Here is a 14,270-nt window from a genome sequence, read left to right as displayed (position 1 = left end):
GGCGCCTTCTTCATGATAGCTATCTCGCTAACGATAATTAGTCATCTTTTGAACGATTTGCACGGCGGCGATCGTTTTCAGTCAAGTGACGCTTACGTAGGCGAATAGACTGTGGAGTGACCTCAACTAACTCGTCATCATCAATAAACTCAAGCGCTTGTTCCAGAGTCATTTTGATTGGTGGCGACAGCGTTGTGGCTTCGTCAGTACCCGATGCACGCATGTTAGTCAATTTCTTACCTGTTAAGCAGTTAACAGTCAGGTCATTTGAACGTGAGTGAATACCAATGATTTGGCCTTCATACACTTCTGCACCGTGACCTAAGAACAGCTTACCGCGGTCTTGCAGGCTGTACAGTGCATAAGCAACCGCTTTACCTTGACCGTTTGAAATCAATACGCCATTTTGGCGGCCGCCGATTTCACCCGGACGAACATCATCATAGTGGCTGAATGTTGAATACAGTAAGCCAGTACCTGATGTCATCGTCATGAACTCAGTACGGAAGCCAATCAGGCCACGGCTAGGAATGATGTAGTCAAGACGTACACGACCTTTACCATCTGGCATCATATCGCGTAGGTCACCTTTACGTTCACCCAACGCCTTCATGACATCACCTTGGTGTTGTTCTTCAACATCTAAGGTCACTTGTTCAAATGGCTCTTGTTTACGACCATCAACTTCACGGAAGATAACTTTTGGACGAGAAACCGCCAATTCGAAACCTTCACGACGCATATTTTCGATCAGAACAGATAAGTGCAACTCACCACGACCAGAAACACGGAATGCGTCTGGATCTTGGGTTTCTTCAACACGCAACGCCACGTTATGAACGAGTTCTTTATTCAAGCGGTCAAGAATCTGACGAGATGTCACAAACTTACCTTCACGACCACAGAATGGTGAGGTGTTAACACAATAGAACATGCTAACTGTTGGCTCATCTACCGCTAATGCAGGCAGCGCTTCCACATTCCCCACGTTACAAATCGTGTCGGAGATATTAAGTTCACCTAACCCCGTCAGCGCAACGATGTCACCAGCTTCAGCTTGTTGAGAGTCAATACGCTCTAAACCTAAGTGAGTCAGTACCTTACCAATTTTACCATTGCGAGTGTTACCTTCGCTGTCGATCACCGTCACTTGCTGGTTTGGTTTCACTGTACCACGCTTGATACGACCAATACCGATAACACCTAAGTAGCTGTTGTAATCTAGCTGTGATACTTGCATCTGGAAAGGGCCTTCCAAATCAACTTTTGGTGGCTCAACGTATTTTACGATAGCTTCGTAAAGTGGGGTCATGTCTTCAGCCATATCAGTATGGTCAAGACCCGCAATACCGTTTATTGCAGATGCATAAACAATAGGGAAATCAAGCTGTTCATCCGTTGCACCTAAGTTAACGAATAAATCAAATACTTGGTCAACTACCCAATCAGGACGTGAGCCTGGGCGGTCAACTTTATTGATAACAACAATGGGTTTTAAGCCATTATCAAACGCTTTTTGGGTAACGAAACGCGTTTGAGGCATAGGACCATCAGTCGCATCAACCACCAGCAGAACGCTGTCAACCATTGACATAACACGTTCAACTTCACCACCGAAGTCGGCGTGGCCTGGGGTATCTACGATGTTAATGCGATAGTCATTCCATTTGATCGCGGTGTTTTTAGCAAGGATGGTGATACCGCGCTCTTTCTCCAAGTCATTGGAGTCCATAACACGCTCATCTACAGTTTCACGTTCACCGAACGTGCCTGATTGCTGTAGTAATTTACCAACCAGTGTTGTCTTGCCATGGTCAACGTGAGCGATGATGGCGATATTTCTTAAGTTTTGAATTGACAAGGATTTTTACCGTTTAATTGACAGGAAAGGAATATGCTTTATTGCGCCTAAATCGATATAGGAAGCATACTTTCTACGTTAATTTGCTGTTATTTTACACGTTTTTCCGCACAAGTGGAATAAATGTGAAACCCATCACTGTATAAAAAGTTTTTAACTAAAAAACATTCAGTTGCGTAACAATCGCGGAATATATCAGAAAATAACCCGTATCAGTACTGAAAAACCACAAAGTAGCAGAATAATACACTTTGTACCATTAATTATCCGCCTAAAAAAAGAATAAAAAATAGATTTTTTTGCACAATATCTAGTTTTCGACCCTTTTAATGTGATTTAGATATATCTAAATTGACTAATTAGATATATCTATTTATATTTAACTCAAGCTAATTCGATATATCTAATTAAGGAGGATTATATGCGAATTCATACCTGCCGTCATGTTTATCATTCACGCCATGAAGACGGCCATGGACATCAATGTTGCCACGGCGAAGATCATGGTCATGGTGAAGGTCGTCATTGTCATGGTAAGGGCCGTAGACATGGCGAAGGTCGTCATAAAGGTCGTGGACGTGGATTACGTCGTTTATTCGACCATGGTGATTTGCACATTATGGTGCTGTCATTAGTTGCCAAAAAACCAAGCTATGGCTATGAAATTATTAAAGATATTCAAGAAGCGTCCAGTGGTTTATATGTACCAAGCCCTGGGGTCGTTTACCCAACGCTAACGTTACTTGAAGAGCAAGGTTTTCTTGAATCAGAAATAATTGAACGTAATCGTAAAAGCTTCAAAATTACCGCGGAAGGTGCCGAACATTTAAAAGCGAATCAAGAGATTGAGGCCACTATTTTCCGTAAATTAGCCAAAGCTCGCGACATGCAGCACGGCGGTAATTTATCCGAAGAAATCGAAATGGCGGTTCACCGTTTCAAAGCATTATTGCGCCATAAAATGGTGCTAAAGCAACTAAATGAAACCCAAACACGCCAAATCGCACAGATCATTAATGATGCAGTACAGCAAATTGAGCAAGTAAACACATTACTGACTGACAATATCGATGAATAATGTTGTTATTTAGCCATTTTTATAAAATGAACAGCCTTGGGCTTAGACGTCAAGCACAAGGCTAAATAGCCAATCAATCGACTTTATTACGTCAATTTAAATCCCATCCTAGTCAAATTGCACTACATCTGTGCAATCAAAAAGCAAATTGCACCATATTAGTGCAATTACTGCTGTTTATTTCCTTATCCGTTTGTCATAACGTTGTAATATGCCGTATTTAGGCTATTTTAAAAGTTGGCACGTTTTTCGCTTATATTTTTATGTAAGAAGTGACACCTTGATTAACTGACGCTGAAAAGCCAGAAATAATGGCAAAAAATAATCCAACTGCCTGTGATTATTTTGCAAAACCGACCTGACCAGGAGAGCCGACGATGTCCTCAGAACACGTTTTATCGCTGATAGAAGAGCACAAAATAAAATTTATCGATTTGCGTTTTACTGATACCAAAGGTAAAGAGCAGCACATCACCATCCCTGCTCATCAAGTCAACGAAGACTTCTTTGAAGAAGGCAAAATGTTTGACGGTTCATCGATTGGTGGCTGGAAAGGCATTAACGAATCTGACATGGTGCTCATGCCAGATCCATCAACTGCAATGCTTGACCCATTTTTTGCGGATCCAACATTGATCATTCGTTGCGATATCCTTGAGCCAGGTACCATGCAAGGTTACGACCGTGACCCTCGTTCTATCTCTCAACGCGCGGAAGATTTTTTACGTTCTAGTGGGATCGCGGATACCGTGTTATTTGGGCCAGAACCTGAATTCTTCATCTTTGATGACATCCGTTTTGGTAATAGCATGCACAGCAGCTACTATCATATCGATGATATTGAAGCGGCATGGAATACCGGCACTAAATATGAAGGTGGTAACAAAGGTCATCGTCCAGGCGTAAAAGGCGGCTATTTCCCTGTTCCGCCTGTCGATTCTTCACAGGACTTGCGTTCTGCAATGTGTACCACAATGGAAGAAATGGGCTTAGTGGTTGAAGCGCATCACCATGAAGTCGCTACTGCTGGACAAAACGAAGTGGCATGTCGCTTTAATACAATGACGAAAAAAGCGGATGAAACTCAGATTTATAAATATGTCGTGCATAACGTCGCACATGCTTATGGTAAAACAGCGACCTTTATGCCAAAACCTTTAGTTGGCGATAACGGTTCAGGTATGCACTGTCATATGTCACTGTCAAAAGATGGTATCAACCTATTTGCAGGCGATAAGTACGGCGGGTTATCTGAAATGGCGCTTTACTACATTGGCGGTATTATCAAACACGCTCGTGCGTTGAATGCCTTCACTAACCCAACAACCAACTCCTATAAACGTTTGGTTCCAGGGTTTGAAGCACCCGTTATGTTGGCTTACTCAGCACGTAACCGCTCAGCATCTATCCGTATTCCTGTTGTTGCTAGCACCAAAGCGCGCCGTATTGAAGTTCGTTTCCCAGACCCTGCTGCTAACCCTTATTTGGCGTTTGCTGCCCAGCTGATGGCGGGTCTTGATGGCATCATCAACAAGATCCACCCAGGTGATGCAATGGATAAAAACTTGTATGACTTGCCACCAGAAGAAGCGAAAGAGATCCCAACGGTTGCGGGTTCATTAGAAGAAGCGCTGAATGAATTAGATAAAAATCGCGAATTCTTAACGCGTGGTGGTGTCTTCACTAATGACGCTATCGACGCCTACATTGAATTACTGCGTAACGATATTCAACGTGTCCGCATGACGCCGCATCCACTAGAATTTGAAATGTACTACAGTGTGTAACACGCCGTTCCACTGCTAGTCTTTGTTGCCGTGAAACATTTGCCCCATCTTTGATGGGGCCTTTTCTCTGACTTTTTAGTAATAGATAAATTGACGGCATTGTTATTCAAGTTGCAGCTTTGTTGGGTAAATCAAGTATAATGCACCAAAATAGTGCAGGAGCAGAATTACATGAAAGCCGAACATTTGCCAGCACCGGAACACATCCTCAACTCACTGTTAAACAGCGTCTTAATTGTCGATTATGACCTTGTGATTCATTATGCTAATCACGCGGCTTTGCAAATACTTGCGCAAAGTCAACGCAAGATATATGGCACACCATTACCTGTTCTTTGTAGTTATTGCTCTTTAAATGACGAATTAATGTTAAACAGCTTAAAAGAAGGCCACAGTTTTACCGATAACGAGGTCACGCTGGTGTTTAATAATCACTCCCATGTGATGGCGTTAAGCGCACAGCCTTTTTCTAGCCAATTTATTTTATTAGAGCTTTATCAATTAGACAGTCAACGTCGGCTAAGCCAAGAACAAGTACAAAATGCCCAACAATTAGCAGCAAGAGAGCTCATCAGAGGGCTTGCTCACGAGATCAAAAACCCCTTAGGCGGCCTAAGAGGAGCGGCTCAGTTGCTCTCTAAAGCCTTGCCGGATCCACAATTAAACGAATATACACAAGTCATTATTGAGCAAGCAGATCGGCTAAGAGCCTTGGTTGACCGGTTACTAGGCCCACAATACCCCGGTCCTAAAACACAACAAAGCATTCATCATAGCGCTGAAAATATCGTCCGATTGGTGTCGTTAGAAAAACCAGACAACATCACATTAGTCCGCGATTATGATCCAAGCTTGCCTGACCTTGAATACTATCCTGACCAAATTGAGCAGGTTCTGCTAAATATTATTCGTAATGCGTTACAAGCGCTTTCTGAGACAGGTGGTACGATTACATTACGAACTCGCACCGCATTTCAAGTGATGTTGCAAGGTGAACGTTATCGCTTAGCGGCACGTATCGATATCGAAGATAATGGCCCAGGCATTCCATTAGCTATACAAGACACCTTATTTTACCCCATGGTAAGTGGTCGCTTAGGTGGCACGGGATTAGGTCTATCCATCGTTCATAGTTTAGTTGACCAACATGCAGGAAAAATTGAATTTACCAGTTGGCCCGGTCATACCGAGTTTTCTATTTATCTACCAATTAAAAAATAGGAGATAACAATGCAACAGGGAAAAATCTGGGTTGTTGATGATGACAGTTCTATTCGTTGGGTACTTGAGCGTGCATTAAATAGTGCCTCTTTTCATTGCACCTGTTTTGATAGCGCAGATAGCGTCCTCGCGGCGCTAACACATGACCAACCTGATGTTTTGTTATCGGATATTCGTATGCCTGGTGTGGATGGTTTAGCCCTTCTCACTCAGCTAAAACAGTCACACCCATTATTACCCATTATTATTATGACAGCGCACTCTGACCTTGATGCCGCGGTGAATGCATACCAATCGGGCGCTTTTGATTATCTACCTAAGCCTTTTGACATTGATGAAACCGTTGCGCTGGTTGAACGCGCCTTAAATCATAGTCGTGAACAAAATCATGTCGAACGTGACCCCAAACAAAAAATGGAAAGCGTCTCTTCAACCATGATAGGTGAGGCTCCTGCTATGCAAGAGGTCTACCGTATTATCGGTCGTCTCTCTCGCTCATCAATTAGTGTGCTAATTAATGGTGAATCAGGAACAGGTAAAGAATTAGTGGCTCATGCGCTACACCAACATAGCCCTAGAGCCAACGGGCCTTTTATTGCACTAAATATGGCGGCCATCCCTAAAGACCTGATTGAATCTGAACTTTTTGGTCACGAAAAGGGGGCATTCACCGGTGCCACACAAGTTAGGCAAGGTCGTTTCGAACAAGCAAATGGCGGTTCTCTATTCTTGGATGAGATTGGTGATATGCCACTCGATATCCAAACGCGGCTACTGAGGGTACTTGCGGAGGGGCAATTTTATCGTATAGGTGGCTATACTCCTGTAAAAGTGGATGTCCGTATTATTGCTGCGACTCACCAAGATCTTGAGAAACGGGTTAAAGAAGGGTTGTTCCGTGATGATTTATTCCATCGCTTAAATGTCATTCGTGTGCAACTCCCACCATTACGAGAAAGAATCGAGGACATTCCCCGCCTTGCATACTATTTCTTGCAAAATACCGCCAAAGAGCTTGGGGTTGATAGCAAATTGCTGCATCCAGAGAGTGAACGTCTTTTACAACACTATCATTGGCCCGGTAATGTCAGGCAATTGGAAAACGTGTGTCGCTGGCTCACCGTGATGGCGGCAAGCCAAGAAATTTTGCCACAAGACTTACCTGAAGATTTACTCGGTCACCAGCAGCAAAATGATGCATCCACTGAATCCACGACATGCCATTATGTCGCAAGCAATAATACAGCATGGTTTGAATTACTTGAGCAATGGACTCAAGACGCTCTCGCGGAAGGGAAAGAAAATTTGCTTGCACAAACAGTACCGTTAATGGAATACACCATGCTGAGCTGTGCACTTAAGCATACTCATGGACATAAACAAGAGGCTGCTCGTTTACTTGGATGGGGTCGCAATACATTAACTCGAAAATTAAAAGAGCTAGGCATCGAGTAACCCTTTATCACGATTTAACTTCAGTCAGTAACCAATTTTGAAAAATCACCATTGCTGGGGTTATTGGGCGAGATTTTAAACGGCTCAGCCAATATCCCCCGAGTGTTACACTGATATCAAATGGTTGAACTAAGGTTCCCGCACTTAATTCATGCTCAAACATGCAACTTGGTGCAAGGGCTACGCTGTCGGTCAGCAATGCTGCTTCAACCATTAAGCGCGAGGAATCAAATATGGGTCCTTTGACACGCCACGGCTCAAGTCCCGCTACAATCTGCCATTTTTCCCATTCATCTTTACGATAAGAACGCATTAAACGGTGCTCTTTTAGGTCCAAAGGATGGGGCAATTTATGGGCTATTTTTTCAGAACAAAGCACAGTATGGGCGGCCGGAAATAACGGCGTATTTTCAGCTAATGGCCATAGCCCCTCACCGAAACGAATAGCGAAATCAACACCTTCTGCGGCTAAATTGACCACGTTATTATGGGTCATAATACGCAAATCAATATAAGGGTATAACTCAGTAAAAGCAGGTAAACGGGGTAACAACCAGCCTACAGCAAAAGTTCCTACGACTGATACACTCAGTACTTCGTGATAATGACCATCCTCAAACTGTTGCAATAATGACTCTATTTGGTCAAAAGAGCGACTCAAAACAGGAAGTAAAGCAAGCCCCTCATCGGTTAATGCCAGCCCTCTAGGTAAACGAACAAATAACTCTAATCCAAGTTGCTCTTCCAGTAGGCGAACCTGCTGGCTTACCGCCGCTTGCGTGACATTCAGTTCCAAACCTGCTCGCGTAAAGCTTAAATGTCTGGCAGAAGCTTCGAATGCCCTCAACGCATTTAGAGGAAGGCGATGACGATAATTTCCTGACATAAGTTTTTCTTTTGCCTCATCGAATTTTATATCGTTTTAAATCAGAGTTGGAAATAGGCATACTTTCTACCAATCACCAGTACATGCAGAATTCATCGACTCTACAACAAATTTGATGTTGAAGGATTAGCATACCTGAATTTTGTCAGTAACAACGAAAACTTTTACTTTAACGGATAACTCTATGAAAAATATTTTTCGTCAGGGACGGCTTTTTGTCGCTTTGAGTTTAGCCTTTACTTCACTTTCAGCGTCAGCGATGACACAACAAGCGGTTGATGACATTATCAAACCGCTGATGAAGCAAGAAAATATTCCGGGTATGTCTATTGCTATTTCTGTGGATGGACAGCAAAGAATTTACCACTATGGTGTACAGTCAAAGCAGACCCAACGACCTGTTTCGGATAGAACATTGTATGAAATCGGGTCATTATCAAAAACTTTCACAGCAACGCTTGCCGCTTATGCGCAAACACAAGGTAAGTTAGATTTCAGCCAACCTGTCAGCCATTACTTACCTGAGCTAACAGGCAGTGCTTTTGATAATGTTAGCGTGATGAATTTAGCGACCCATACGTCAGGTCTATCGTTATTTGTGCCAAATGGTGTCACTACTGACAAGCAACTGATCGAGTACTATCAAAAGTGGCTTCCTGAGCACAACGTTGGGCAATATCGTGCTTATTCAAACCTTGGCGTTGGGTTGCTCGGCATCGTAACAGCCAAACAACTTGATATGCCATTTTCTCAAGCGATGGAAAAATTGATGCTTCCTTCACTTGGATTAAAACATACTTATATTCATGTCCCTAAAAACCAAGAAAAATATTATGCACAAGGGTATAACAAGCAAGATCAACCCGTTCGAGTTACCCCTGAAATCCTTGATGCTGAAGCCTATGGCTTAAAATCAAATGCTAAAGATTTGATCCGTTATTTAGAGATCAATATGCAGACCATTAAAGTGGCTAAACCTTGGCAAGAGGCGGTTGAGAATACGCATACGGGCGTTTATCTCACAGATTCTTTTGTACAAGATATGATGTGGGAAAGCTATCCATGGCCAGTTTCTTTGGCGCAATTGCTTCAGGGTAATCGTGATGATATGGCACTAAAGCCGCAAAAAGTTGAGTTGATCAAACCCGCTATGGCGCCAGAAATACGTGCTTATTATAACAAAACGGGTTCAACGAATGGCTTCGCCACATACGCTGTATTTATTCCAGAAGAAAAAATTGCCATTGTGATGTTATCCAATAAATGGATACCTATCCCTCAGCGCATTACAGCAACTTATCAACTATTAGAAAAGATCGCTCGTTAAAAGACAATGGCTCCGTCATAACACGGAGCCACAATCGGTTATATCACTCGAGAAAATTGACGTTGACGCATTTGATTGCGTAAATAAACATCGAAACACATACAAATATTTCGAATCAACAAACGGCCTTGAGGGGATACCTTAATTGCTGTATTTGTTATTTCAACTAACCCATCTTCCGCCATCGGTTTTAACAAGGCTAAGTCTTCCGAGAAATATTCTTTAAAGTTAATGGGATAAAGGGATTCAATTTGTGCATATTGAAGCTGAAAATTACAAATTAGCGTCTTAATCACATCTCGACGCAAACAATCGTCATCGGTTAATACTAAACCACGCCACAACGCATGACCTTGCTCTTCAACCTGCGCATAATAAGTTTTTAAATCTTTTTGGTTCTGAGCGTAGCTATCCCCAAGCATGCTGATAGCAGACACGCCTAAACCTAACAAATCACAGTTCCCTTGCGTGGTGTAACCTTGGAAATTACGGTGTAAAACGCCTTCGCGCTGTGCTATCGCTAACTCATCTTGTGGCTTCGCAAAGTGGTCCATACCAATAAACTGATAGCCTTGTGACGTTAATGTCGCGATCGTTTCTTGCAAGATATCGAGTTTTTGCTCTGCGCTCGGTAAATCGTCATCTTTGATTTTACGCTGTGCAGCAAAGAGGTTTGGTAGATGCGCATAATTGAATACGCTCAGGCGGTCAGGCGACAACTCAATCACTTTTTGCAGAGTGAAAGCAAAGCTTTCTGGTGTCTGTTTGGGTAACCCATAAATAAGGTCAATACTCGTTGATGTAAACCCCGTTTCTTTTGCTCGATTAATCAACGCAAAAATGAAATCCTCATCCTGCTCGCGGTTCACCAAGACCTGAACTTCTTTATTAAAATCTTGCACGCCCATACTTAGGCGATTAAATCCTTCACTCCGCAAGTGATCGATCATGTCGAGTTCAATTTCACGCGGATCAACTTCAATCGACATTTCAACATCGTTTGAGAAATGAAAATGTTTTTTTAATAGTGCGACAAGATGGCTCACTTGAGCTTTATCGAGATAAGTTGGAGTTCCTCCCCCCCAATGCATTTGCGTCACAGTGCGATTTTTTAATAGTGCGGCACGCTGAATAATTTCTTTTTCAATAACTTGTAAATATTCATCTGCTTTATGCTTTTGCCGTGTCACTAGCTTATTACAGCCACAAAAATAACAGAGCTTATGGCAGAATGGGATGTGAACATAGAGCGATAATGGATTTTCAGGATAGCGTTGCGTTGCCGCCACGAATGCACGTTCATCATACGACTGATTAAACTCTAAGGCCGTCGGGTATGACGTATAGCGGGGTCCTGAATAATTATATTTTTGGATAAGAGAAAGATCCCAAACGATATTTTGCTCTGACATTAACATTCCTTAATTGGCCGAATGCCGGTTTACAGGCCACATCTTATGTTTTTTTATTGGCTAACTTATATACACGACATAATAACATAAAAGAAATTATAACTTGTGATTGGGCGGTGAGAGTTGATGCAACACCAAAAGTGATACAGTTTGAATGAAATTTGTTCAATACTCCCCCCAGCAAGCAGGGGGAGTGAAAAAGACGCTTATTTACTTTTCAAGATGCGCATAATGTCATCCAGTTTTTCTTCATCTTCCTCTTCTTCTTCATCAGTGAGCTCGATACCCAGAATAGACATCAACTCATCAATACGGTCTAAACAAGTATCAATGTATTTTTGCTCTTCCGTGGTGACCGTTTCACCCTCTTCTAAACGCGCTAATAAGCTATCTAAACGATCGTCCTGCTCCAGCATTTCTAGCTCTTGCTCGGGTGATAATTTCACTTTTGCGACAGGCTCTTTTACTGGCGTCGTACGTGTGGAAACGGCATTTGCATCAACCACCAATGGGACTGGTTTTTTGCTACCAAGGCGTGGGTCAAGGCTGTCGTTTTGCTTGCCAGACTGGCTATTAGACGATTTTTCTTGATAGCGAGCCCCCGATTTATTGCCACGATGCTTTTTCTGGCGCTTACGCTCACGCCCTTCTGCATTGAGCTCTTCTTTTGTTTTGCGATACTTTTTCTTCGTTTTGCTAGCAGTTTTACTTGCCGGTTTTTTTGGTGAATTCATGGTCTGATACCTTGATAAGTCAGTTTCTGCTGCGGAATCTAGCAGAATCCCTCAAGCTGTGAAAGCATTTGCGCAGCAATTAAAACGGTTTTTTTGTATTTTGCATGGCAGCTTTGTTGATTATAGCTCGAATTGTCTGTCATAGAGAGGAGTTGATAAACAAAACGGCTCCGACGATTGGAGCCGTTTGATAGGAAAGAAGATTAAGCGTCAACTAAAACCATTTTTAAAATAAATAAAACGGAAACTAAAATGACGCATGGCCCCAACTCGCGCCAGCGGCCGGTACCCACTTTCATTGCGCAATAAGCGATAAAGCCTAACGCGATCCCTTCCGTGATCGAAAAACTAAAGGGCATCATCACCGCAGTAATAAATGCAGGAACTGATTCCGTTAAGTCATCCCATTTCACACGCGTTAAACTTGATGTCATCAACACCCCAACGTAGATCAGCGCGCCAGCTGTCGCATAAGCAGGAACCATACCCGCTAGTGGTGAGATAAACATGGTCAATAGGAATAACACACCAACCACAATGGCAGTTAACCCTGTACGTCCGCCAACCGACACGCCAGAAGAGCTTTCAATATAAGCAGTAACGGAGGAGGTTCCCATCGCCGAACCCGCGACAGAACTGAGGCTGTCGACATAGAGCGCCTGCTTCATGCGAGGGAAAGTTCCACGCGCATCCGTGATCCCAGCTTTATCTGTCACACCAATCATGGTGCCCGAAGAGTCAAATAAGTTAACTAACATAAAAGCAAAAATAACGCCTGATAGCGCTAAATCCAAGGATCCCATAATATCAACTTGGCCAACAACGGTCATCACGCTCGGCGGCATAGAGAAGATACCATTGAACTGCACATCCCCTAATGCAAGGCCAATTAAGGTTGTGATCACAATGGAGACCAGCACTGCCGCATGGATATTACGTGCCGCTAGGATCGCAATAATGAAAAAGCCCAAAGCCCCTAACCACACGTTATGTTGGGTAAAGTTACCGATAGAGACGAGTGTATCTGGGTTCGCCACAATAATCCCCGAGTTCTTCAGCCCCATCATCGCAATGAACAGTCCGATACCACTGGTGATACCAACGCGTAAACTTAATGGAATATTCGCGATGATCCAATAACGAATACGGAATAGGGTCAAAATGAATAAGCCAACGGCTCCCCAAAATACAGCCCCCATCGCCACTTGCCATGAATATCCCATCGCACTGACGACGACAAACGCAAAAAAAGCATTTAGCCCCATCGCTGGAGCTACTGCGATTGGCAGATTTGCCAACAGCCCCATAAGAATACTGCCTATCGCCGCAATTAAGCAGGTGGTGACGAAAACAGCTTTAATATCCATCCCAGCGACAGATAAGATTTGAGGGTTAACAAAGACAATGTAGACCATTGTGAGAAAGGTGGTGAAGCCCGCAACGACTTCTGTTTTCGCCGTTGTCCCGTGTTCTTGTAATTTAAACACGCGTTGAAACAGACCCTGTTGTTGTCCAGAGCTAGAAGATTGATTACTCATTAGATATAGCGCCCAAAAAAAGTTTTTTTCGCCCTATCCTACAACAAACAAATCGAGAGTGTTACCGTTAAAATGAAAAAAAGAAAACGTTTGCGTAAATCAAAGATCCATAAATGAGTTAACTTACTGATACAACAAGATGAATTGAAATAGACAGTAGAAAAATAAAATTTGCATAAGCAGTGGCGACCCCATCAGCAATCGCCACCTTGAATTGATTAAGATAACGCGAGTAGTTTTTGTCTACGCCAAAATAGCAAGGCACGCTTTGGCGCAAATGGTTTAGCCCCTTGATGACTATTTAAACGTTTTGCCACGAAGTTCGCGATCATCTCTAACGTTAAGCACATAACAAAATAAATAAAGGCAACAAATAAGAAAATTTCGAGTGGATACACCATTTCACGGTTATTCACTTGTGTCGCCAAAAATGACAATTCCGCGACACCAACAATGTAAGCAAGGGAAGTGTCTTTAATCAAAGCCACCCATTGATTAATAAATGAAGGAACCATCATACGTAATGCTTGCGGTAAGACAATTTGCCATAAAACTTGCCAGCGGCTAAAGCCTAATGATAATCCGGCCTGCCATTGCCCTTTCCCGATAGCAAGAATACCTGCTTTTACAGCATGAGCTAAATAGGCAGAGGTGATTAATGCGAGCGCACAAACGACCGAAGCGATGCCCGGTATTTCTGTTCCGAGTACCACAGGTAAGAAGAAATAGGTCCAAAAAATTAGCATAATGACTGGAATAGCACGGAAAAAGCCTAAAATAGCCGCGAATAGGTTCATCCAAAACCCTCGTAACATGGCTAATGCAACACCGCTAAGTGTTCCCAGCACAATCGATGCGGCACCCGCAATTAAGCTGATAATCAGTGTAAGGGCTGCACCTTCTATAGGACCATCAGGAAAAGCGCCAAATAACAAATATTGCCAATTTTGTTCAATCACTGAAAAATCCAT

11 protein-coding genes are annotated in these 14,270 nt (G+C 42.8%); 5 read left to right on the top strand and 6 right to left on the bottom strand.

From position 1 onward, the window contains the following. Window positions 1-37: 37 nt before the first annotated feature. The gene (gene typA, locus P2E05_RS01185; protein ID WP_163860532.1) at window positions 38-1,861 is read right to left on the bottom strand and encodes a ribosome-dependent GTPase TypA; all 1,824 of its coding nucleotides are present in this window, start codon (window positions 1,859-1,861) and stop codon (window positions 38-40) included. 421 nt (window positions 1,862-2,282) lie between these two features. Here typA and P2E05_RS01180 point away from each other — a divergent pair, with 421 nt between their 5' ends. The 4 genes from P2E05_RS01180 (at window position 2,283) to glnG (ending at window position 7,402) form a co-directional block, all read left to right on the top strand. Continuing rightward, complete coding sequence (locus P2E05_RS01180; RefSeq protein ID WP_230085891.1) at window positions 2,283-2,939, top strand: PadR family transcriptional regulator; 657 nt, start codon at window positions 2,283-2,285, stop codon at window positions 2,937-2,939. A gap of 377 nt (window positions 2,940-3,316) precedes the next feature. Then, window positions 3,317-4,726, top strand: a complete 1,410-nt coding sequence (gene glnA / locus P2E05_RS01175; protein ID WP_154624404.1) for a glutamate--ammonia ligase — start codon at window positions 3,317-3,319, stop codon at window positions 4,724-4,726. A 171-nt stretch (window positions 4,727-4,897) separates the two neighbouring features. Further along, a complete protein-coding gene (gene glnL / locus P2E05_RS01170) occupies window positions 4,898-5,947 on the top strand; it encodes a nitrogen regulation protein NR(II) (protein WP_154624403.1) in 1,050 nt (349 codons plus the stop codon). Window positions 5,948-5,956: 9 nt separating this feature from the next. Beyond that, window positions 5,957-7,402, top strand: coding sequence for a nitrogen regulation protein NR(I) (gene glnG / locus P2E05_RS01165; RefSeq protein WP_272657828.1), 1,446 nt, complete (start codon window positions 5,957-5,959; stop codon window positions 7,400-7,402). A gap of 7 nt (window positions 7,403-7,409) precedes the next feature. On the opposite strand, the gene P2E05_RS01160 is transcribed toward glnG, so the two are convergent. Next, window positions 7,410-8,288: a LysR family transcriptional regulator gene (locus P2E05_RS01160; protein ID WP_272657827.1), complete on the bottom strand. Its 879-nt coding sequence runs from the start codon at window positions 8,286-8,288 to the stop codon at window positions 7,410-7,412. A gap of 193 nt (window positions 8,289-8,481) precedes the next feature. On the opposite strand from P2E05_RS01160, the gene ampC reads away from it, so the two are divergent. Then, window positions 8,482-9,615: a class C beta-lactamase gene (ampC, locus tag P2E05_RS01155; protein WP_410242007.1), complete on the top strand. Its 1,134-nt coding sequence runs from the start codon at window positions 8,482-8,484 to the stop codon at window positions 9,613-9,615. 38 nt (window positions 9,616-9,653) lie between these two features. Here ampC and hemN read toward each other — a convergent pair whose 3' ends face one another. The 4 genes from hemN to P2E05_RS01135 form a co-directional block, all read right to left on the bottom strand. Then, window positions 9,654-11,027, bottom strand: coding sequence for an oxygen-independent coproporphyrinogen III oxidase (gene hemN / locus P2E05_RS01150; RefSeq protein WP_154624399.1), 1,374 nt, complete (start codon window positions 11,025-11,027; stop codon window positions 9,654-9,656). 206 nt (window positions 11,028-11,233) lie between these two features. Continuing rightward, complete coding sequence (gene yihI, locus P2E05_RS01145; protein ID WP_154624398.1) at window positions 11,234-11,761, bottom strand: Der GTPase-activating protein YihI; 528 nt, start codon at window positions 11,759-11,761, stop codon at window positions 11,234-11,236. 203 nt (window positions 11,762-11,964) lie between these two features. Beyond that, entirely contained in the window at window positions 11,965-13,299 is a 1,335-nt protein-coding gene (locus P2E05_RS01140) for an NCS2 family permease (protein ID WP_154624397.1), read from the bottom strand. 218 nt (window positions 13,300-13,517) lie between these two features. Beyond that, the gene (locus tag P2E05_RS01135) at window positions 13,518-14,270 is read right to left on the bottom strand and encodes an amino acid ABC transporter permease (RefSeq protein WP_154624396.1); all 753 of its coding nucleotides are present in this window, start codon (window positions 14,268-14,270) and stop codon (window positions 13,518-13,520) included.

Source organism: Providencia stuartii, from assembly GCF_029277985.1.
Taxonomy (GTDB): domain Bacteria; phylum Pseudomonadota; class Gammaproteobacteria; order Enterobacterales; family Enterobacteriaceae; genus Providencia; species Providencia zhejiangensis.
The sequence above is the reverse complement of the archived record's forward strand: the minus strand, read 5'-3'. Positions and strand labels throughout refer to the sequence as shown.

What these genes read in the sequence shown, in the direction of transcription:
- glnG (WP_272657828.1), top strand. Translation starts at nt 5,957, where the DNA reads ATGCAACAGGGAAAAATCTGGGTTGTTGATGATGACAGTTCTATTCGT.
- glnL (WP_154624403.1), top strand. Translation starts at nt 4,898, where the DNA reads ATGAAAGCCGAACATTTGCCAGCACCGGAACACATCCTCAACTCACTG.
- P2E05_RS01180 (WP_230085891.1), top strand. Translation starts at nt 2,283, where the DNA reads ATGCGAATTCATACCTGCCGTCATGTTTATCATTCACGCCATGAAGAC.
- yihI (WP_154624398.1), bottom strand. Translation starts at nt 11,761, where the DNA reads ATGAATTCACCAAAAAAACCGGCAAGTAAAACTGCTAGCAAAACGAAG.
- glnA (WP_154624404.1), top strand. Translation starts at nt 3,317, where the DNA reads ATGTCCTCAGAACACGTTTTATCGCTGATAGAAGAGCACAAAATAAAA.
- P2E05_RS01135 (WP_154624396.1), bottom strand. Translation starts at nt 14,270, where the DNA reads ATGGATTTTTCAGTGATTGAACAAAATTGGCAATATTTGTTATTTGGC.
- P2E05_RS01160 (WP_272657827.1), bottom strand. Translation starts at nt 8,288, where the DNA reads ATGTCAGGAAATTATCGTCATCGCCTTCCTCTAAATGCGTTGAGGGCA.
- hemN (WP_154624399.1), bottom strand. Translation starts at nt 11,027, where the DNA reads ATGTCAGAGCAAAATATCGTTTGGGATCTTTCTCTTATCCAAAAATAT.
- P2E05_RS01140 (WP_154624397.1), bottom strand. Translation starts at nt 13,299, where the DNA reads ATGAGTAATCAATCTTCTAGCTCTGGACAACAACAGGGTCTGTTTCAA.